The organism is Nocardia altamirensis NBRC 108246, assembly GCF_001612685.1.
Classification (GTDB): domain Bacteria; phylum Actinomycetota; class Actinomycetes; order Mycobacteriales; family Mycobacteriaceae; genus Nocardia; species Nocardia altamirensis.
This window is the reverse complement of record NZ_BDAY01000024.1, coordinates 76,789-97,253: the sequence shown is the minus strand read 5'-3', so window position 1 is coordinate 97,253 and position 20,465 is coordinate 76,789. Positions and strand designations below refer to the sequence as shown.

At 67.8% G+C, this 20,465-nt stretch carries 10 protein-coding genes; 5 read left to right on the top strand and 5 right to left on the bottom strand.

Annotation, left to right across the window (positions count from 1 at the left end; all coding sequences use genetic code 11):
* Positions 1-440: 440 nt before the first annotated feature.
* The 4 genes from NA11_RS15775 to NA11_RS15760 all read right to left on the bottom strand — a co-directional run bounded on the left by NA11_RS15775 (position 441) and on the right by NA11_RS15760 (position 9,442).
* A complete protein-coding gene (locus NA11_RS15775; RefSeq protein WP_069162633.1) occupies positions 441-4,625 on the bottom strand; it encodes a TIGR02680 family protein in 4,185 nt (1,394 codons plus the stop codon).
* Between the two features lie 4 nt (positions 4,626-4,629).
* Positions 4,630-6,048 (bottom strand): TIGR02678 family protein, encoded by a 1,419-nt coding sequence (locus tag NA11_RS15770; protein ID WP_069162651.1) that lies wholly within the window; start codon positions 6,046-6,048, stop codon positions 4,630-4,632.
* The gene (locus tag NA11_RS15765; protein ID WP_439957077.1) at positions 6,048-7,952 is read right to left on the bottom strand and encodes a TIGR02677 family protein; all 1,905 of its coding nucleotides are present in this window, start codon (positions 7,950-7,952) and stop codon (positions 6,048-6,050) included. Before NA11_RS15765 ends, NA11_RS15770 begins: the two co-directional genes overlap by 1 nt.
* Before the next feature lie 350 nt (positions 7,953-8,302).
* Positions 8,303-9,442, bottom strand: a complete 1,140-nt coding sequence (locus tag NA11_RS15760) for an NsdA family TPR-like regulatory protein (protein WP_069162650.1) — start codon at positions 9,440-9,442, stop codon at positions 8,303-8,305.
* Between the two features lie 408 nt (positions 9,443-9,850).
* On the opposite strand from NA11_RS15760, the gene NA11_RS15755 reads away from it, so the two are divergent.
* A complete protein-coding gene (locus tag NA11_RS15755; protein ID WP_069162632.1) occupies positions 9,851-10,156 on the top strand; it encodes a hypothetical protein in 306 nt (101 codons plus the stop codon).
* 1,711 nt (positions 10,157-11,867) lie between these two features.
* On the opposite strand, the gene NA11_RS15750 is transcribed toward NA11_RS15755, so the two are convergent.
* Entirely contained in the window at positions 11,868-12,752 is an 885-nt protein-coding gene (locus NA11_RS15750; RefSeq protein WP_069162631.1) for a PAC2 family protein, read from the bottom strand.
* Positions 12,753-12,901: 149 nt separating this feature from the next.
* Here NA11_RS15750 and metH point away from each other — a divergent pair, with 149 nt between their 5' ends.
* From metH to NA11_RS15730, 4 genes are all read left to right on the top strand, one after another.
* A complete protein-coding gene (gene metH, locus NA11_RS15745) occupies positions 12,902-16,498 on the top strand; it encodes a methionine synthase (RefSeq protein ID WP_069162630.1) in 3,597 nt (1,198 codons plus the stop codon).
* 403 nt (positions 16,499-16,901) lie between these two features.
* Positions 16,902-18,650 carry a serine/threonine-protein kinase gene (locus tag NA11_RS15740; RefSeq protein ID WP_069162629.1) on the top strand — a complete coding sequence of 583 codons (1,749 nt, stop codon included), beginning with the start codon at positions 16,902-16,904 and terminating at the stop codon, positions 18,648-18,650.
* A 93-nt stretch (positions 18,651-18,743) separates the two neighbouring features.
* Complete coding sequence (locus tag NA11_RS15735) at positions 18,744-19,415, top strand: HAD family hydrolase (protein ID WP_245745898.1); 672 nt, start codon at positions 18,744-18,746, stop codon at positions 19,413-19,415.
* Between the two features lie 147 nt (positions 19,416-19,562).
* Positions 19,563-20,426, top strand: a complete 864-nt coding sequence (locus NA11_RS15730; protein WP_069162649.1) for a HalD/BesD family halogenase — start codon at positions 19,563-19,565, stop codon at positions 20,424-20,426.
* The last annotated feature ends 39 nt before the right edge of the window (positions 20,427-20,465 follow it).

The following is a 20,465-nucleotide window of genomic DNA, read 5'->3' as shown; positions in this document are numbered from 1 at the left end:
CGCCGCTTCTCGCGGGCGCACCGGGATCCCGCAAACCTTCCATACGGTTCGCAGAGGCTCTGGGCTCTGGGCTCTGTGAACCGTATGGAACCTGTGTGGGATCCCCAGAAGGGGTGCGGATTTCGGGGTTTGGGCGGGCTGGCTGTGTTCGCTGGTCTCAGAAGTACCCGCGATCCCGGTATGTGGGATCCAGGGGGTGGTTTCGTGCCGAGGGGGTAATGGTGCAGGTGGCTTCTCGGGCGATGCCTACACCAGTACCTCGTGATCAATTGACCAACTCCGGGAGGACGTCCTCTGCGCGCGAGTACACCGTTATATGCACCCCCTCCGTGGATCCGCACCGGTTCTGGGGCCCCGAACGAGTGCGGATCGACTGAAGGGGTGCGGATCTACAGAACCGGTGCGGATTCGCAGGTCTGCTGCGGGGGCGAGGGGCGGGATCAGCCGACCCGGGTGAGTTCGATACCGCCTTCGATGGTGGTTGGGACGCGGCGGCGGTTGGGGGAGCCGAGGGCTGCGGTCAAGTCGGTGCCGTCGTGTTCGGCGAGCAGGTCGCCGCTGTCCCACACCAGCAGGGTTGCGCTGACGGTGTTTTCGGCGGCGGCGTGCGCGAGATCGTAGTGCGCGCAGCCTGGCACGTGCGCGTAGGTGATCCACAGGTCGTAGCCGGTCATGAACAGGTCGAGGTCGAATTGCACGCTGAGGCCGAGCAGTTCGCTGCGGCCGTTGTCGTCGACGCCTGCGAAAGCCTCGTCCAGGGCGAGCAGGCGTGGTGCCTGCGGGTCCGCCGAATCCAGCATCACGTGCGCGGCCGCGAAGAGCGGCAGGTGCAGCGACACCGACTGCTCGCCGCCGGAGAGCGCGCTGTGCCTGGCGACGGTGAGCTTGTCCTCGCTGCCGTCGGCGGAGATGAGGGTGAACGAGAACACCCGCCAGGTGCGGTAATCCAAGGTGGCCGCGAGGATCTCGGGATAGGAGCGTTCCGGGTGCGCGGCCCGCGCCGCCCTGATCTCGGCCGCGAAATGCGCGCGGATGGTGGCGAGTTCGTCCGCGCCGAGTGCCGACGCGTCCCGGTCGAGCAGTTTGCACATCGCGCGGGCCGCGTCGGAGAGCGTGTCCGCCAGCACCCAGTGCACGCCGATGGTGTTGCCGGAGGACATCCGCCGCTGCTTCATCTCCGCGCCCATCCTGGCGATGAGATCGCGGGCGTCGCTGGTGCGTTCGTAGATCTGCTGGGCGAGCCCGGTCAGCAGCGCGTCCTCCAGGATGCGGCGCTCCGCGTCGGTGAGCAGGAGTTCTTGATCCTTGCGCGCACCGTCGATGCGGGTGGCGAAGTCGGCGAGTGCCGACATCCCGTCGTCGTCCTGCACCTGCACCACGGTGAGTCCGTCGGCGGCGTCCCACTGCAGGCGGTAGTCGCGGCCGGAGCCGGCGAGCGCGGCATCGAACTCCTGTAGTGCCGCCGTCACCGCGCTGCGGGTCGACTTGCGGGTCGCCTCACTGGCGCGCACCGACGCCGTTGCGGTGCTGAGACTTTCGAAGAGCTCGGCGACCTCCTCGGGCAGCACCTGCGGCGCCACCTCCGGACCCGCGCTTGCGATCCGGTACAGCAGTTGTTCTGGCGTCGACCAGGCGGCGTCGCTGCTTGGCCAGCGGCCGTCAGCAGGCGCGCCGAGCAGCCGGAGCAGGTCCGGGCGGGCATACGGGGCAAGGGCTTTCACGTCGGCGAGCACCTCGGTGAGTGCGGTGCCCAAGGATTCGTGCGCGGTGCGGTAGGCGGCCTCCGCGTCGCCGATGGCCTCGATCGCCTCGTTGGCGGCCTTGCGTGCCGCCTTCTGCTCGGCCTTGGTCGCCTCGATCTTCGTGCGGGCCCGCTCGAGTTCCTGATCGATGTCGGCAGCGCCCGCTCCCAGTGCCTCGCGCAGGGTTTCGAGCTTGCGCAGCTGCTCCTGGTAGCCGGTGGCGGCGGCCTCGGCCTCCTCGGCGAACGCCTCGGCCAGATCCTTGGCCTCGGCGTACCGATCCTCGCCCTCCCTTTCCCGTTCGCGTTCCCGCTCGTGCTCGGTGCGCAGGCGGAGCAGTCCGGTGCCGGTGTTCTCGAAATGCCGGATGGCGGCGGCCAATGCGTCGAGCTCGCGGGGCTCGCGTGGGGTGCGGTGCTTCGTCGCGGCGGCCCTGAGCTTCTTCTCGACCGCGGTGACCTCGCCGACAGCCTGGTCGAGGTCGCGCTCGGCCTGGGTGGCGGCCTCGGAGCGCGACCGCATCATGCCCGCCGTCTCCGAGACGGCGCGCAATGCCGAGGTGACCGCGGTGGTCCGCGGCAATGCCTTGGCGGCGGCCGAGATTCGGGCCAGTTCCGCGGTGGCTTCGGCCTCTTGGTCCTGTGCGCCCCGCTGTGCTTCCGCGGCCGCCTCGAGGGCGGCGGCGAGTTCGGTGAGCCTGAGCTCGCGGCGGCGGGCCCGCGCGGTGGCGCCGATGAACTCGGCGTCGGCCTTCTGATGCTTGCCCACCTGGATGCCCTGCCGGAAGCCGCCCGCGGTGCCCACCGCGATCCCGGCGGGCAGCGCGCCCTTACCCTCGTGCAGGGCGATGGACGCGAGTACGTCGGCGACGGCCTGTTTCGGCACCGTAAGCGCGTCCGAATCCTCCTCGACGACAAGGACATCGGCGAGGGTCCTGCCCTTCGGGCGCTCCTTGGCGGGGAGCGGGACGAGGAACTGGTCGGAGTCGTACTTCGACGGCACCTCGGCGCAGATCCAGCCGTCGAGCAGATCGGCGGCCTGCAACGCCGCCTCGATGCCCGCCGCCGCTTGCGGTGTCACGTCGTCGGCGAAGCGGACCAGCCGCCACAGCGGCGCGCCGGGGCGCTCGTCTGTCGTCCTGGTTCGTGCGGCGAAAGCCGGTGGTGCGTCGTCGCTCTGGGCGGCCACGCGGTCGCGTTCGGCGGTCAGCTCGGCGATGTGCGCCGTTGCCGTCGCCGCCCGGCCGCGGGCTTCCTGGCGCTCGTTGCGGATATCGTCGAGCAGCGACTCGGTGCGCTCGGCGAGCACTTCCGCGATCGTCGCCTCCTCCGAACCCGCCTGGGCGAGTGCGGTATCCAGCGCTTCGAACAGGCCGTCCCGGATGGGGGAGTAGACGTCGCGGTGCTCGTCCCACCAACCACGCAGTGCGCCAGCGGCTTCGGTGCGGGCCAGCACGACAGCGGCCTCCGCGTGCGCCACCTCGGCGGCGGCCGCCTCACTCAGCTCGCGGGCGCGTTCGGCGAGCCGCTCGGCCCTGGTGCGTTCGGCGGCCGCGGTCTCCATGAGCCCGAGTGCCTTGCGGACCGCGCGCACGTCGGCATCGCGTTCCTCGGCGTGACTACGCACCGCGGTGGTGAGTTGCTCGGCGCGCGCGGCCTCGGCCAGCGGCGTCCAGGAAATCCCGGCTTCCTCGGCGGCGGAACGTAATTCGTCCTCGCCACGGGACAGCGCGGCTGAGGCTGTGCGGACCGCAGTGCGTGCCCGCTCGGCCTCCTGGGCCCGTTGATCGAGGGTCTGGCGGGCCTTGAGTGACTTGTCGCCGTGCACGCCCGCCGACGTCTCCAGCCTGCGGACCGCGTCGGCGAGGTCGTCGAGTTGCTGTTTGCCCTCGTAAGCGCTGGAGCGCTGGAGGTTCTCCCGGTCGCCGAGTGCCTGCTCATAGGCGCGGTCGGCGTCCTCGGCGCGGGCCTCGGCGGTGGCGCGCTCGGCCTCCCGACGCTCGCGCAGCGCGGTCGCGGCGAACAGTGCGGTGCTGGCATGGGTGACCGCGTCGAGTCGGGTCCGCAACTGGTCGACATCCGTTTTTGCCTGCACCGCAAGGTATTTGCGGTAGACGTCGACGAAGGCCCTGGTGGCGCTGTCCGCGTGCACCAGGCCCTCCAACGTGCGGCCGACCTCCTCCATATCGCTGAACGAGCGGGCCGCATCCAGAATCAGCTGCTCGTCGAGCGGGCGCAGACCGTCGGTGAGCGCCTGGGAAAGTCCGCGTGGGTCCAGGTTTTTCGCCAGCTGCGGGCGGCGCAGCGTGAGGATCAGGTTGATCAGCTGGTCGTAGCGTTGCGTGCCGAGCCCGAACATCCTGGCGTCGATGGCATTCCGGTATTCCACTGGCCGGTCCATGATGGCGTCGGTGCCGATCTGCTCGGCCAGCTGCTTGCGGGTGAACGGCCGGTCGTCCGGGCCGATCAGCGAGAAGTCGACGCCGACCCGGCCGTCGGCGACGAAGTACCAGCGGGTCACCTTGTCCGAGGAACGGGTGGCGCGCATGCCGATGCCGACGGTGACCGCCTCCGGATCGTCCCACCGGCCGCGCGCGAACTCCATCCAGACATAGGAGTAGGCCGATTCCTGCTTGCGGTACAACAGGTTCGACTTCATGGTGCGCTCTTCACCCGCGAACGGATTGAGCCTGCGCGGCTCGATCCGCCCGTCGAGCACGAACGGGAACAGCACCTCGAGCGCCTTGGTCTTGCCCGACCCGTTGGGGCCGCGCAGCACCAATCGGCCGTCGCCGAAGCAGAACTCCTGGTCGCGGTAGTCCCACAGGTTGACGATTCCGGCGCGGGTCGGGATGAACCGCACTCCGCCATGAATGAGCGACATCGACTCAGTTCCCTTCCGTGCCGGTGCGGTCGGACCCGTAGGTGTCGGCCGCGGTGACGAACAGTTCCTCGGTGCGCTTGGCCCGTACCGTGACGACAGCGCCGCGATACCGCGCAAGGGCTGGCAGCACAAGCAGACCGTCCTCGACCGTATGGACGAGGCGCAGGCGTTCCAGCAGCGCAACCACTTCGGTGGTCAGGCCAGGCACGTCCGCTTGCCACTGCGCGGCGAAGGTGGCGCCGTACCGATCGGCGAGCGCCTGCACGGTCTCGCGCACCCAAGTCGTTTCGATGAGCGGGTAGGTCACCTCGAGCGGTTCTTCCTCGTCCGCATCCGCATCGACCGGCGAATCATCCGATGTCAGTGCGTCATCGAGCAGGCGGAGATCCGCGAGCGGGGCGAAGACTGTCGATTCCGGGATCGCGCTGTCCAGGTGCGCCGCGAGCGCCTCACCCGAATCGGCCACGCTCGGCCGCTGTGCCAGCGGATTGTCGAGGTCGAGCACGCGGTCGGCGATCTCGCCCGCCAGCAGCAGCCCGACCTGCGCCAGGGTGCCGGTGCTCGGAAACCTGATGTCGGACAGCCGCCCCGACGTGTCGATCAGCGCGACCCCCTCGGCGCGGCGCTCGGCACGCAGGCCGGTGAACAGTTCGACGTCGGCGATGATCCGGTCCTGGCCGAGCAGCGGCCGTTCCGAGGGCGCGAGGTCCTCGAGGTAGACGACAGGCCGTTCGACCAGGTTCCGTCGGACCCGGCGGGCCAGATCGGCGGCGGTCGAGGTGGGAGTCGTTGCGGCCGAACCTTCTTCGGCGAGCAGCCCGCGCACGCTGTGCAGGTGCTGCAATGCCCGCGGCGGTCGGAACAGCGCGAACACCACCGGGCGGTCGATGTCGTAGAGCGCCTCGCCTGCCTCGGGATCGCTGGCCCAGCCGCCCGCGTCGCCGTCGGCGAGGGTGAGCGCGCCGCGATGGGTCAGCCAGCCGACCGCGTCGACGAACGCGTCCCGGTCCGCCGCGCGATCGGTGGACAGCTCCAATCCCTCCACCCGGCCCGCGTATGCGGCGACCTGATCGGCCAACTCCGACAGGGTGGTCTGATCGCCCGCCCGGCCGAGCGCGGCCAGAGACAGCGCGAGATAGGCGTAGCGCCGTCGATCGAAGAGGCGATCGGCGGGCGTCCGCGCCGGCTTGCCCGCATCCAGCCGATCGATGATCGGGAACACCCTGGCAGTGGTCTCGGTGACCTCCAGCCGATAGCCGAACAGCTCGGCGAGGTCCTCGCGCAACTCGGTGGCCCAGCGGCGGATCAGCGGCAGCGCGATCCGATCCGGATAGGTCCTGGTGACAAGGTGATTCGCGAGGATGACCCGCGCCGCACGCTGGTAGTTGTCCAGCGCGAGCGAATCAATCTTGCGCCCGTGCATCATTCGCGCTCCTCGCTATCGGCGAGGGCCGCTCCCTGTGGCGCGCTCTCCAGCCCAGCGGCAGGGTCGGCCTCAGATGCCTGCGCTGTTCGCAACGCCGTATCTGTCTTGGGCCGCTTCGCCGTTCGGCGGTCAGTGTCCGTGCGAGCGGCCGAATCTGGTCCGGACCCCTGAGCTGTTCGGGTGGCGCCCGAGTGTGGAGCGTCCTTCGGTCCGGATCCTCTTGCCGTCCGGGGCGCGTCTACGCGAGACGGTGTGCCACGCGGTCGGGTCCTGGTCGTCTCGCGCACTTCGAGCCTGCGGTTGTTCAGGTGTAGCAGCCCGTGGGCGGTGCGGACTACCGTCGAACCGTCGTGCTCGGAGACGGTGAGCGTGACACCGCTGTCGGAGCCCGTGGTGCCAGCGACCCTGCCGCTCACCGGAACCCACGCGGTGGATGCCGCGTCGAGCAGGCGCAGCAGCACCTCGGTCTCCCGATCGTCGAGCACGCGCTCATGCACGTCGGCGGCGGCCAGGGACTTGGCGGCGTCGGCGCGGGCGCGCTGCGCGTCCAGCTGGGCCTCGCGCAGTCGTCGAATTCCCGCGTCGTTGCGATGGATTCGGGCGGGCGCACCGGCCGATGGCGGCCTTCCGGTCTCGGCCAGCGTGCGGGAGATCTCCAAAGGTGGTGCCTCCCACCAGGATCGCAGCGCCGGGATGACGTCCGCGTCGGGGTGCTCCATCGCCAGGTGCCGCGGTCTGCCGAGGCCGAACACCACGTCGAACAGCGCGTGTGCGCTGTCCGCGGACGGCGCGGCGGTGAACCAGCCCGCCAGATGCCGCAGCGCCGACTCTCTGCTCACCCCGCCGCGGCGCGTCTCGGTGACCCGCCGCAGCAGCGAAAGCACCGCGGCGATCGCGCTCATGGTGGCCTCGCGCAGCCGCTCCGCCTCGGTGGTTCCGGCATGCTCACCGGTGCCGGTCGGGACGAACCAGGTGCGCAGCCCGTCCCAGCGGGCATGCCAATCTGCTTGGCGCTCAGCGAAACTCAGCAGCACTCGCTCGTCGCAGCCTGCGGCGCGCTCGATCAACTCCTGGACGCCGGTCTCCTCGATCTCGGCGATCGCGCCGGCCAGCCGCGGGGTGAATCGGGCCAGGTCGAGGCTGAACTCGCGCATGTGCGCGAGCAGCGCGTCCTTGTGCGCCAGAAACGATTCGGGGGTGATCTCGGTGGTCCGCACCAGATCGCCGAGCGAGAGATAGAAGTGTGCCGCCCGCGCCGCCATGTCGGTCAAGGCGGCGTCGAGGCGGCGCAGCGTGCGGTAGACGCGTTCGGCGTCGCCGTCGCGATTGGCCGCGGCCAGGGTGTGCAGATCGGCGAGCAGCTCCGGCAGCACCAGCCGCGACAGCGAGGCCTCGTCGAGCCTGGCGTTGAGCACGCCCGCCACCGCGCGGAAGGCCTGGAACCCGGCCTGCGAGAACTGGTAGACGAAGTGCCGGTTGCGGTATTCGGCCAGGGTGGCGGCGCGGGTGCCGTCGTAACTGCGCTCCAGGACACCCCATTGGTGCAGTTGATCGAGTAGCGGGCCGATCTCGGCGGCGGTGAGCCGCGGCGCGTTCGGGCGGGCGCCGCGTTCGGTCGACCAGGCGGCCGCGCTGGCCGGCCCCGCATCCTGCTGCGATTTTTCGGACGAGAAAGTGTCCGAGTTGTCCTCAATCGGTTGCTGGCTCTCGACGTCAGAGGCAGGTGCGGACACGTCGACCAGGTCTGGCGTCCGCAGGTTGTGTCCGTTGCGTTCGATCCACTCCGCCACATCGTCGGCGTGCAGCAGCACCACGTATGCCGCCCGCGCGCTGTCGAAGGCGCGCAGCACCCACAGATAGTCGGCGCGGCGTTCGGCGGTGGCGAAGGAGAACAGCCGCAGCCGGTCGTCCCACAGGACGGCGTCGGCGCTCGCGGGGTCGTCGGCGGAGTCGGTCACCGGGAACAGGGTAGTAGCGGGCTGGTCGCCGACAACGCGAACGGGGCGGTTCGGCGTGGCCGTGTCCTGTTTGCCGGATGTTCGCCGTTGAATCGGGCTGTGCCGCTGTTGAAAACAGGCCGTGTCAGACGTGGTGGCAGCCGACGAAGTCCGCCGTGGGTGAGCGCAGGGGATCGCAGCCGAGGAGTCAGCGAGACGTGGGTGAGGGCAGGCAGGCGGTCGGCCGTGGAGTCGGCGGGGTGAGTGGGGATAGCGTGCCAGCCGCCGAAGGTGTTGGCAGGGGTGGGTACTGGTCACTCGCTCGAGAGTGCGCGCAGCTGATCGAAATACACGCGCGTGCGCGGATCACCCGGGTAGCGGGCGATGATTTCGCGCGCGGCCTCGCCCGCGATCCACATCAACGAGGGCAGCGAACGGCGCTTGCCCGCGAACGCGCGCAGCCCTTCGTCGACCGCGAGTTCCAGATCGCGGTTGCGCACCGCGACCACCGCGAGGGTCAGGTGCGCCTCCGACACGCGCATCGGGTTGCGCACCGTGCCGTCTGCGCGTGTCGAGTTGCGGATGACCTCGTTGGCGTAGGTCTCGGCGAGCCGATCCTCGCCAGCGACCCGGCAGCAGTCCATCGCGTAGAAGTCGAATTTCTGTGGGTCGACGACGAAGTGGTTGTCCAGGTTGATCGGATGGTCGAGTCGCTCCAAAATTGCTCGACCCTCGCCGAGGGCCGCCTCGACCTCCTGGCGGTCGCCGAGCCTGGCCCATGCCTTGGCCCGCTGCGCTGCGAGTTGGACGCCGACTCCGAGGTGCTGGCTAGCTTCCAGCGCCTGATCGACCGCGTCGATCGCGCCGCGGTTGTTGCCCTGGGTCAGTGCGAACCAAGCGGCCATTTCCGCACTCCAGCCGGTGATTTCGGCGTTCTCGGCCTCCTGGCCCAGCGAATAGGCCGCGCGCCGGGTCGCCTCCGCGGCGGTGCGGCGGCCGAGATCGTAGTCAACGCAACCGACTAGCAACGCAACCCAGCCTGCGAGCACGAGAATGTCGCGATGCTGTGCCAGAGTAAGGCGGCCGTCCAGTAGCGAGGTGATCCGCCGCAACCAGCCAGTGCCCTCGGCGTGCAGCTCGTGCGGATCAGCATAGGAGTACTCGCAACACAGCCGTTCTGCGGTGATGCGGATGGCGTCGAGGGTGGCGGGGGAGACGTCCGACATGCGGAGCCTGCCGATGAATTCGAGTGTGTCCATGCCGGTTGCCGAGAGCACTTCGTCGTCCCGATTCGGCCTGGCTTTGGGGAAGAACGCCGCCGTCACGGTGTCGAAGGCGGCGGCGATGATAGGGGCGTAGAAATCATCCGGCCGCGACTCGCCCGATTCCCAGCGGCGCCAGTTACGCAGCAGTGTACTGTCTGTCGGCAGGTTGTGGGATGACTTGGCGCGCATCACGCGGACGGCGTCTGCTTGTGACCACCCCCGCGCATCGCGTTCGGAGCGCATCCTGACAGCCCAGACGGGTCGATCGTCTCCAGCGGCCACGTCGTTAGTATCGCACCAGTTAACGCCCGGTGGCCGAGATAGGGCATATGGATGTCAGTGGGTTGACATCTGCATTCGCAGTTTGGCGTTGTGCATGCTGGACATGGGAGCGGAAAGTTTGCCGGACCCATCGAGCTTCAGCCAGATGCAATTGCATCTGTTCTTGCAAGGTTGAGTGCCCCACAATGAGATGATCCTGAGGAGAACGACTCGCTCGAGCCAGATGCAATTGCATCTGTCCTTGCAAGGCGCAGTACCCCACAATGGGGTGATCCACAGAAGAGAACAGCGGTACCCAATCCAACGGAGGTTCGGGTGGAAGCGTTGATCTATGGATACTTGCGTGACGATTTGGCCGATGGCCATAGCGAAGAGCTAGAGGATGCGATGAGCACCCTCGCCCGCGAAGAGGGGCTCTGCTTCGCCGCAACGTTCCATGAATCGACTTCCGGTGACGGCACGGCATTCGTCGAGCTGACCCAGGAGCTCAAGCGAGCAGACGCGCACCACGTGGTGGTTCCGTCGCTCGATCACCTTGCCGGCCAGACCATCCCGCGCGACATCCTGCTCGCGAAGTTGGCGCACGAGGCCGCGGCACAGGTCTGGACCATCGAGAGCTGACTCTTCGACACTGATCGTTCGAAGACTTCGCGCAACGACGCAGGTTCACGCGCGCCGGGCACCACCCGGCCTCGGATCCGACCGCCGCCGCGCACCCGCCAGCCCCTCGACGCGGCCACACCGGCCAGCAGCGAGGCGAGCCCCACCGCAACATGGTGGTGCCCAACCGGCGGAAACACCTGCAACCGCAGGAGATAACCGAACAACGAGCTGCAGGCCGCCACCGCCGCAGCACCCACGACAGTCCCTCGCGCCGCCGGATCAGCAGGAGCAGCCGGGCAATCACCCAGGCGTTCCCGATCGGGCGAGCCGAAACAGCGAGGTACACAAGCGAACAAGGCAGGCGCCCACGAGCAGCCGTTGCCGGCGTGTCCTCGCCGCGGCAACGGCGTCCCGTCGGAACGCCGAAATTGCCGGGCACGCAAGCCAACTGGTCGGCATGGCCAGCGCTCCCTGTCGGCGTGTTCGCTGCGGCAATGCCATCGAGGCAGGTCTTCAGTACCACTGGACCGGCGCCGAAATGGCCGGGCACGCGAGCCAACTGGCCGGTATGGCTGACGGTAGCCGTGAGTCCGGCTGCGCTGCGGCAACAGTCATTACGGCCAGACGAAATAGCCGTATTCGCTTGCCAACTGGTCGGCACCGCCGACGGTCGTTGCTGGGTGTGCTCGCTGGGCAGGCAACCCGACTGGACAGCACGGCCGACGCTCACTGCAGCGCGTGGTCGCCGCGGCGATAGTCGTCATGCGCCGCTGGATCGCGTCTGCGCCGCGGCGACGGCTATCGTGGCGGTCCGAGGAACCACCATCGAACGGGGCATCACGTAGGCGTTCCCGATCGGGCGGGCTGAATTATCGCGGCACACCGCAACCGGGGTGGGCGCTCGCGAGGAGTTGCTGCGTACGATTCGCGGTGCCAACGGCTGCCGATGCGGACTCTATCCGCGGCGTGCTGAAATTGCTGGTCGCGCAAGCCAACTGGTCGGCACGGCGGACGGTCGTCGCCGGATTCCCTTTCGCTGCGCGGCAACAGGCATCACGGTGTACCGAAAGGCCTCGGTGCGCAAGCCAACTGGTCGGGTCTGATCGACCTGCGCTGTCACCACAGGCCGTCTCCTCGTCAAGAACTGCACTCGCAGCCGGGCCAGACCTTGTTGCGCAGCAATGTGTTTGCCAGCAGAGGCGGTCCAGTGAGCAGCAATGCCTCCGCAACCAATTCGACCGTTCAGGGTGCCGATCAAACGGGCCGTATACAGCATCCACCGCAACCATTCGGCACTCGACACCCCGTCTGGAGTTGGTCAATTGATCACGGGGTACTGGTGTAGGCATCGCCCGAGAAGTCACCTGCACCAGTACCCCCTCGGCACGAAACCGCCCCTTGGGTCCCACATGGCGGGATCGCCGACGGGGCTACGGCTCTCAATCGCTTGGTGGACAAAACCATTCGGCAGCTTTGATCTTGGAGGCTCTCGGAAGGTCGCCACAGTCAGATGGCCCCGCTGCCAGGTGTGCATTGTCGCGTTCCGGGCGGGTCGTCTGGCTGTGGTCTGGTTCAAAGATCCTGAAAGAAATCGACGGTAGTCAAATGGTGCGTGTCGCAGGGCGTGGTGCAACCATATGACTACCGTCGATGGTGGTCGGCGACCATTCGACTGTCGTCGATCGACTACCGCCCCTCCGGAACCGGATGGAACTGCGGGGCAACGAGTTCAGAGTCCGAAGCTGCCTGGGCCGCGCCTGCGCAGGTACTTTTCGAACTCTGCGGCGATCGCGTCGCCGTCGATCTTGGCCATGGCTTCGTTGACGTCGACTGCGGCGTCGCCGCGTTCTTCCAGCGAGCGCACGTACTCGCTGACTTCGTCGTCGCCCGCGGTCATTTCGTTGACCGCGGTCTCCCAGTCTTCGGCTTGTTTGGGTAGTTCGCCGAGGGGCACCTCGATGTCGAGCACGTCCTCGACTCGGTGCAGGAGTGCGATGGTGGCTTTCGGGTTCGGTGGTTGGGACACGTAATGCGGCACGGCGGCCCAGAACGACACTGCGGGCACACCCGCTTTCACGCACTGGTCCTGCAGCACACCGGTGATGCCGGTGGGTCCTTCGTATCGGGTCTGCTCGAGGTTGAAGCGTTCGGCCGCTTCCTTGCTATATGCGGAGCCGGTGACCGGAACGGGACGAGTGTGCGGGGTATCGGCGAGCAGGGCGCCGAGGATGACGACGGTCCGCACCCCGAGTTGTTCGATGAACTCCAGCAGGTCCTCGCAGAAGCTGCGCCAGCGCATGTTGGGTTCGATGCCGCGCAGCAGCACGATGTCGCGCTCACTTCCCGGCGGCGAGCACACCGAGAGCATGGTGGATGGCCACTGGATTTCCCTGGTCACGCCGTCAACCTGCCGGACCGTCGGCCGGTTGACCTGATAGTCGTAGTAGTCCTCGGAGTCGAGTTCGGCTAGCGGCTCGGCGTCCCAGATCAATTCCAGATGCTCTACGGCGCCACTTGCGGCGTCGCCTGCGTCGTTCCAGCCCTCGAAGGCCGCGACCAGCACCGGTTCCCGCAATGTCGGCAGTTCCGGATCGGGAGTTTCACTGGGGTTCACTCGGTCAGCCTAATGTGTGAGACGAACTGGCGTGTCGTATGCCGTGGCCGGGCCCGGCGTGTTCGACGACCGCGTTCCAGTAGGGGTGTGTCCGTGCACACGCGACGCGGCGAGCAGCAGTGTCCTACCCGACCATTACGCTTGATCTCATGTCTGCGTCCACCCCCGCCGAGTTCGACACCACGCTACTCGACACGTTGCGCCGTCGTGTCGTGATCGGCGACGGTGCGATGGGCACGATGTTGCAAGCGGCGGACCTGACGCTCGACGACTTCCGCGGTCTCGAGGGCTGCAACGAAATCCTCAACGACACCAGGCCGGATGTGCTGCGCCATATTCATCGCGCGTACTTCGAGGCCGGTGCGGACGCGGTGGAAACCAACACCTTCGGCTGCAACCTGCCGAACCTCGCCGATTACGACATTTCGGACCGCATTCGCGATTTGTCCGAGCGCGGCACCCGGCTGGCTCGCGAGGTAGCCGACGAGATGGGCCCGTCCGCGGACGGGACTCCGCGCTATGTGCTCGGCTCGATGGGCCCCGGCACCAAGCTGCCAACCCTCGGCCATGCTCCTTATACCTTGCTGCGCGATGCCTACACCGAGTCGGCGCTCGGCATGCTCGAGGGCGGCGCCGACGCCATCCTCATCGAAACCTGCCAGGACTTGCTGCAGGTCAAGGCGGCGGTGACCGGAAGCCAGGCCGCGATGCGGCTGATTGGCCGTCGCATTCCGATCATCACGCACGTCACCGTGGAGACCACCGGCACCATGCTGGTCGGCAGTGAGATCGGCGCCGCGCTCACCGCGCTGGAACCGCTCGGCATCGACATGATCGGGTTGAACTGCGCGACCGGTCCTGCCGAAATGAGCGAGCACCTGCGCCATCTGTCCAGGCACGCCCAGATTCCGGTGTCGGTGATGCCGAACGCGGGACTGCCGGTGCTCGGTGCGAACGGCGCCGAGTACCCGCTGACACCGGAGGAGCTGGCGATCGCGCTGCGCGGCTTCGTCACTGAGTTCGGGCTCGCACTGGTCGGTGGCTGCTGCGGCACGACGCCCGAGCACATCCGGCAGGTGACCGAGGCGGTGCGCGAGATCGAGCCGACGCTGCCGCCGATCGAGCAGCGCCGCACGCCGTCCCACGAGCCGAGCGTGTCCAGCATGTACACGGCGGTGCCGTTCGAGCAGGACGCCTCGATCATGATGATCGGCGAGCGCACGAATGCCAACGGCTCCAAGGCCTTCCGCGACGCGATGCTGGCCGAGGATTGGCAGAAGTGCCTCGACATCGCCAAGGACCAGACTCGCGACGGCGCGCACATGCTCGACCTGTGCGTCGACTACGTCGGCCGCGACGGCACCAAGGACATGGAGGCCCTCGCCTCGCGCCTGGCGACCTCCTCGACGCTGCCGATCATGCTCGACTCCACCGAAACCCCGGTGTTGCAGGCCGGTTTGGAGCACCTCGGCGGGCGCTGCGCGGTCAACTCGGTGAACTACGAGGACGGCGACGGCCCGGAATCCCGGTTCCAGCAGACGATGAAGCTGGTCGCCGAGCACGGCGCCGCGGTCGTTGCGCTGACGATCGATGAGGAGGGCCAGGCCCGCACGGCCCTCAAGAAGGTGGAGATCGCCGAGCGGCTCATCGCCGATATCACCGGCAACTGGGGTGTGCTCGAGAGCGACATCATCATCGACACCTTGACCTTCACCCTCGGCACGGGTCAGGAGGAGTCGCGCAAGGACGGCATCGAGACCATCGAGGCGATCCGGCTGCTCAAGCAGCGGCATCCCGAGGTGCAGACCACGCTCGGCCTGTCCAATATCTCCTTCGGTTTGAACCCGGCCGCGCGCCAGGTGCTGAACTCGGTGTTCATGCACGAATGTGTCCAGGCCGGACTGGATTCCGCGATCGTGCACGCGTCGAAGATCCTGCCGATGGCCCGCATCCCCGACGAACAGCGGGAGACGGCACTGGATCTGGTGTACGACCGCCGCGGCGAGGATTACGACCCGCTGCAGAAGCTGATGAGCCTGTTCGAGGGCGTCTCGACGTCCTCGTCGCGTGCCTCGCGTGCCGAGGAATTGGCGGCCTTGCCGCTGTTCGAGCGGCTGGCGCGGCGCATCGTCGACGGCGAGAAGGCGGGCATGGAGGCCGACCTCGACGAGGCGATGGGCCAGGTGCCGCCGCTGCAGATCATCAACGAGACGCTGCTGTCCGGCATGAAGACCGTCGGTGAGCTGTTCGGCTCCGGGCAGATGCAGCTGCCGTTCGTGTTGCAGTCGGCCGAGGTGATGAAGTCCGCCGTCGCCTACCTGGAACCGCATATGGAGGCCACCGACGACAGCGGCAAGGGCCGCATCGTGCTGGCCACCGTCAAGGGCGACGTGCACGACATCGGCAAGAACCTGGTCGACATCATCCTGTCCAACAACGGGTACGAGGTGGTGAACCTCGGCATCAAGCAGCCGATCGCGACCATTCTCGATGCGGCCGTTGACAAGAAGGCCGATGTCATCGGCATGTCCGGGTTGCTGGTGAAGTCGACCGTCGTCATGAAGGAGAACCTGCAGGAGCTCAACTCCAAGGGTGTCGCCGAACAGTTCCCGGTTCTGCTCGGCGGCGCGGCGCTGACCCGCGGGTATGTCGAGAACGATCTCACCGAGGTGTACGAGGGCGATGTGCATTACGCGCGCGACGCCTTCGAGGGCCTGCGGTTGATGGACGACATCATGACCCGCAAGCGGGGCGGCGGACCGGATCCGGACAGCCCGGAGGCCATCGCCGAGCGGGAGAAGGCGGCCGAACGCAAGGCGCGCCACGAGCGGTCCAAGCGGATCGCCGAGCAGCGCAAGGCGGTGGAGGTGCCGATCGAGGTGCCCGCGCGTTCCGATGTCGCCGCCGACGTTCCGGTGCCGGTGCCGCCGTTCTGGGGCACCAGGGTGGTGAAAGGCCTGGCACTGCACGAGTATTCGGGGCTGCTCGACGAGCGGGCGCTGTTCCTCGGGCAGTGGGGGCTGCGCGGCCAGCGCGGCGGTGAGGGCCCGAGCTACGAGGAGCTGGTGGAGACCGAGGGCAAGCCGCGGCTGCGCGCCTGGCTCGATCGGTTGAGCACCGAGAACGTGCTGCAGCACGCGGCGGTGGTCTACGGCTACTTCCCCGCGGTGTCCGAGGGCGACGACGTGATCGTGCTCAGCGAGCCCGATCCTGGTGCGGCCGAACGGTATCGGTTCACCTTCCCGCGCCAGCAGCGCGACCGTTTCCTCTGCATCGCCGACTTCATCCGTTCCCGCGAGCGGGCGCAGGAGACCGGCCAGGTGGACGTGCTGCCGTTCCAGCTGGTCACCATGGGTCAGCCGATCGCCGACTTCGCGAACGAGCTTTTCGCGGGCGACAACTATCGCGACTATCTCGAGGTACACGGCATCGGCGTGCAGCTCACCGAAGCGCTTGCCGAGTACTGGCATCGGCGTGTCCGCGAGGAACTGACCTTGGACGGTCACGCGGTCGCCGATTCCGACCCGACCGACGTGCTCGACTACTTCAAGCTCGGCTATCGGGGCGCCCGCTACTCCTTCGGTTACGGCGCCTGCCCGGATCTGGACGATCGTGCCAAACTGGTCGATCTGCTCGAGGCGGACCGGATCGGCGTCGTGCTGTCCGAGGAACTGCAGTTGCACCCGGAGCAGTCCACCGACGCGTTCGTCTTGCTGCATCCGGAGGCGAAGTACTTCAACGTCTGACAGTGGGCTACCCCGGACATTTCGGGGGGAGTTATGCGATCAGTCGTTCCGCTGTGACGGTGTTCACGTTGGCGCGGAACAATGTTCGCGTCGGGCCAGGGCCTTCCTTACCTGCTCATATGATGTGATTCGGGTAAATTGCGACGCGCCGAGCGGATTTCGCACTTCGGCGTGGCGGGTCGCTGACCTGGGCTATCGCGTAGGCGAAATTGGTGAGGTGGATGTGGGTCGGGTGGGTATGTCATTGTCGGAAGCGTTGCAACTGCATCCGGAGCAGTCGGCGGATGCGTCGCCATCGCTGCTTACGGTGCAAAGTACTTCGGCGCGTAGCGATTTCGGGACCTCCCGGTGTCGCGCGTCACTGCAAGACCAGCTCGGCGCGTAAGCAGGAAGGCACAACATCATGACCTCGGACCGATTGATCGCGGGACGCTATCGACTCACGGATCCGATCGGCACAGGTGCAATGGGCGTTGTGTGGCGCGGGACGGATGTCCGATTGCGGCGCACCGTCGCGGTGAAGCAACTGATCCTCGCGCCCGGATTGTCGCGGTCGGCGGCGTTGGAGGCGAAGCTGCGCGCCATGCGCGAGGGACGCATCGCGGCGCGACTGCATCACCCGAACGCGATCACGGTCTTCGATGTCGCCGAGGAAGACGGCCAGCCGTGGCTGGTCATGGAATACATGGACGCGCCGAGTCTCGCGGCCAAACTGTCCGGCAAGCGCACCCTCGCCCCGGCGGAGGTCGCCAAGATCGGTGCGCAGGCCGCGGGCGCGTTGGCCGCCGCGCACGACGCGGGCATCATGCACCGCGATGTGAAGCCGGCGAACCTGCTCGTCGGTGACGACGGGACCGTGAAGATCACCGACTTCGGCATCTCCCGCGCCGTCGGCGATGTCACCGTCACCGCAACCGGATTCCTCGCAGGCACGCCCGCCTATCTGGCGCCCGAGGTGGCGCGCGGTGAGAATCCGGAACCGGCCTCCGACGTATTCGCTTTGGGCTCAACGCTGTACGCCGCCGTCGAAGGGTTGCCGCCGTTCGGTGAGGGCGACAATCCGCTCGCCCTGCTGCATGCTGTCGCGCGAGGTGAGATACCGGAGCCGAAGGGCGCTGGTGCGCTCGCGCCGGTGCTGATGCGGCTGCTCGCGCCGACCATCGACGCCCGCCCGTCCATGCGGGAAGCGCAGAAGGCGCTGGAAGCTGTTGCGGAGGGCCGGAATCCGGCGATGGGCGCACCCTCGCTGACCAAGGCGTTGCCTGCGCCCGGCGCCGACAACGCGACGACCGTGCTCCCGCAACCCGGCGCCGACGCGACGAATGCAGGCGACGCGACAACGGTGGTGCCGACCTCGATCCTGTCGAAACCCGCTGCCACCAAAAGCATTTCCGCACAACCGTCGATCCCGGCGTTCTCCGCTGAGGCACCGACCATGGCCGGCGGCGGAACGCAGCGCGCCGGTGCGACCGGAACGCAGCGCACGCTCGGTGAGGACCGCAACCGGGCCATCGTCGTCGCGACGTCCGCGTTCGTCGCGGTGCTCGTGATGATCGGACTCGTCGCCGTGCTGGTCAACAACAACCGCAAGGGCGGTGACACCGCGCCGACGCCGCAGGCCTCGGTGCCTTCCTCGGTGGTGGGGCCGCCTGCCTCGGCCGATGCGGGCACCTCGGCCCCGCAGGAGCCTGCGGCACCCGCCGCGACCTCCGCGCCTGGCCAGCCGACACCGAGCCCGACGCCCGCGCCGTCATCCGCGCCGTCCACACCGCCCTCATCGGCACCGCCTTCGTCCGCGCCCCCGACGACTCCGCCGCCGACCGTCAGCGCGACCCCCTTCGGCCCGCCGACGCCGGAGAAGGTTTCCCAGTTCGTCTCGGGTTACTACGGCATGCTCCCCGGCAATCCGAGTGCCGCATGGTCCCAGCTTTCGCCTGCCTATCAGGGCCAGGCGGGCGGCTACAACGAGTACGTCCGCTGGTGGGGCACGATCAATTCGATCACCGTCCGCTCGGTGACCCCGAACGGGGACAATCGCGCGGTCGCGTCGCTCACCTATGTGAAGAAGTCCGGCGAGACGGTGAACGAGACCCGCTGGTTCCAGGTCGCCTCGGAGAACGGCCGGATGTTGATCACCGCATCGGGAACGTAAGCAGGGCCACATCTGCACAACTGGCCACGGTGGTGCACCTGGCTCGGCGGTTATCGTGGCTACGGCCTGATCGGTAATCGAACGAGGAGACGCGTGACCGCACGACCAGCTGCTGTTTTGTGGGATATGGACGGCACGCTCCTGGATTCGGAGAAGCTCTGGGATATCGCGATGCGCGAGCTCGCCGCCAGGCACGACCGTGTGCTGACCGCCGAGATCCGGCACACGTTCATCGGTGCGTCCGGGCCGGACTCGCTGCGGATGCTGTTCGCCGGGATCGGCGTCGAGCCGACGCCCGAGGCGCTGCGCGCCGCGGCGGAGTTCATCGAGTACCGGGTGACCGAGCTGATGGCCGGATCCATCCCGTGGCGGCCCGGCGCGAAGGATGCGCTGGGGTTGGTGCAGGCGGCGGGGCTGAAGTCGGCGCTCGTTACCAATACCAAGCGGTCGCTCGCCGAATTCGGACTCGACACGTTGGGCCGCGACTTCTTCGACGTGTCGGTGTGCGGTGACGAAGTGGCACAAGGCAAGCCGGCGCCGGATGTGTACCTGCGGGCCGCCGAGCTGCTCGGCGTCGATCCGCGGGCCTGTGTGGCCGTGGAGGATTCGCCGACCGGCACCCGTGCTGCGCACGCCGCAGGCTGCGCGGTGATCGTGATTCCGTGCGAGATGCCGGTGCCCGCCGGGCCAGGACGGACCTTCCGTGATTCGCTGATCGGGTTGACCGTTGCAGACCTGGAACATGCACTGACACAACGCGACTGAGCGACACCGGCCGACACTCCCGACCGCGTCTACTGAGAGTTACTGTGCCGCAATGGGAGTGCGTGCAGCTGGCGGGTGTGATCGTGATCACCGGCAATCTCGGCGAATCTCGGGCGTGTCGGCAACGTGCTCTACCAGAATGTCGCCATGGCAGCCTTGGGTGTCCTCGACGAGATCGTTGATACCGCACGGTATCCCCTCGCGGATCCGGACGACTCCGGCAGGCGCGCCGCGGTGGACCTGGCCGGCACGGAGTTGGCCGCGGTCGGCTGCACCGTGTTGCGTGGTTTCATCCGGCCGGAACTGACCGAAACGCTGCGGGCGCAGGGCGAAGCGATGGCGCCGCACGCCTACTACGAGGTCGAGCGGGTCAACGCCTACAACATCCCGCTGGATACCGAACTGCCCGAGGATCATCCCGGTCGGATCGTGCTGGAGCGCGGCAACGCGTTCGTGCCGCGCGACCGCATCCCCGGTGACGCGCTGATCCACCAGCTCTATGTCGACGAACGCTTCCAGCGCTTCGTCGCCGACTGCTTCGGACTGTCCGAACTGCACGAATTCGCCGACCCGCTGGCCGGGCTCTGCCTCAACGTCGTTGCGCCGGGCATGTCGCACCCGTGGCATTTCGACACCAACGAATTCACCGTCAGCATGCTCACCCAGCCCGCGGAGACGGGCGGAATCTTCGAGTACTGCCCCAACATTCGCACGCCGCACGCGGAGAACCTCGACGATGTCGGCGCGGTGCTCACCGGCAGCGGCGAACGCCTGATCCAGCGGCTCGACCTGCGCCCCGGTGACCTGCAACTGTTCCGCGGCCGCTACTCGCTGCACCGGGTGTCGCCCGTCGACGGTGCCACCCAACGGCATTCGGCGATCTTCGCCTACACCGACCGGCCCGGCGTCATCGGCACGGTCGAACGCACGAGGCAACTCTTCGGCCGCGTACTACCCGACCATCTGGCCGCCGCGGCCGACGTTGTCCGCGGCGACCGTTTGCTCGACTGAGCCGAACGGCCCGATCGGATCCTGCGATCGGGAACACCG

What these genes read in the sequence shown, in the direction of transcription:
- NA11_RS15760 (WP_069162650.1), bottom strand. Translation starts at nt 9,442, where the DNA reads ATGCGCGCCAAGTCATCCCACAACCTGCCGACAGACAGTACACTGCTG.
- NA11_RS15730 (WP_069162649.1), top strand. Translation starts at nt 19,563, where the DNA reads ATGGCAGCCTTGGGTGTCCTCGACGAGATCGTTGATACCGCACGGTAT.
- NA11_RS15740 (WP_069162629.1), top strand. Translation starts at nt 16,902, where the DNA reads ATGACCTCGGACCGATTGATCGCGGGACGCTATCGACTCACGGATCCG.
- NA11_RS15775 (WP_069162633.1), bottom strand. Translation starts at nt 4,625, where the DNA reads ATGTCGCTCATTCATGGCGGAGTGCGGTTCATCCCGACCCGCGCCGGA.
- NA11_RS15770 (WP_069162651.1), bottom strand. Translation starts at nt 6,048, where the DNA reads ATGCACGGGCGCAAGATTGATTCGCTCGCGCTGGACAACTACCAGCGT.
- metH (WP_069162630.1), top strand. Translation starts at nt 12,902, where the DNA reads ATGTCTGCGTCCACCCCCGCCGAGTTCGACACCACGCTACTCGACACG.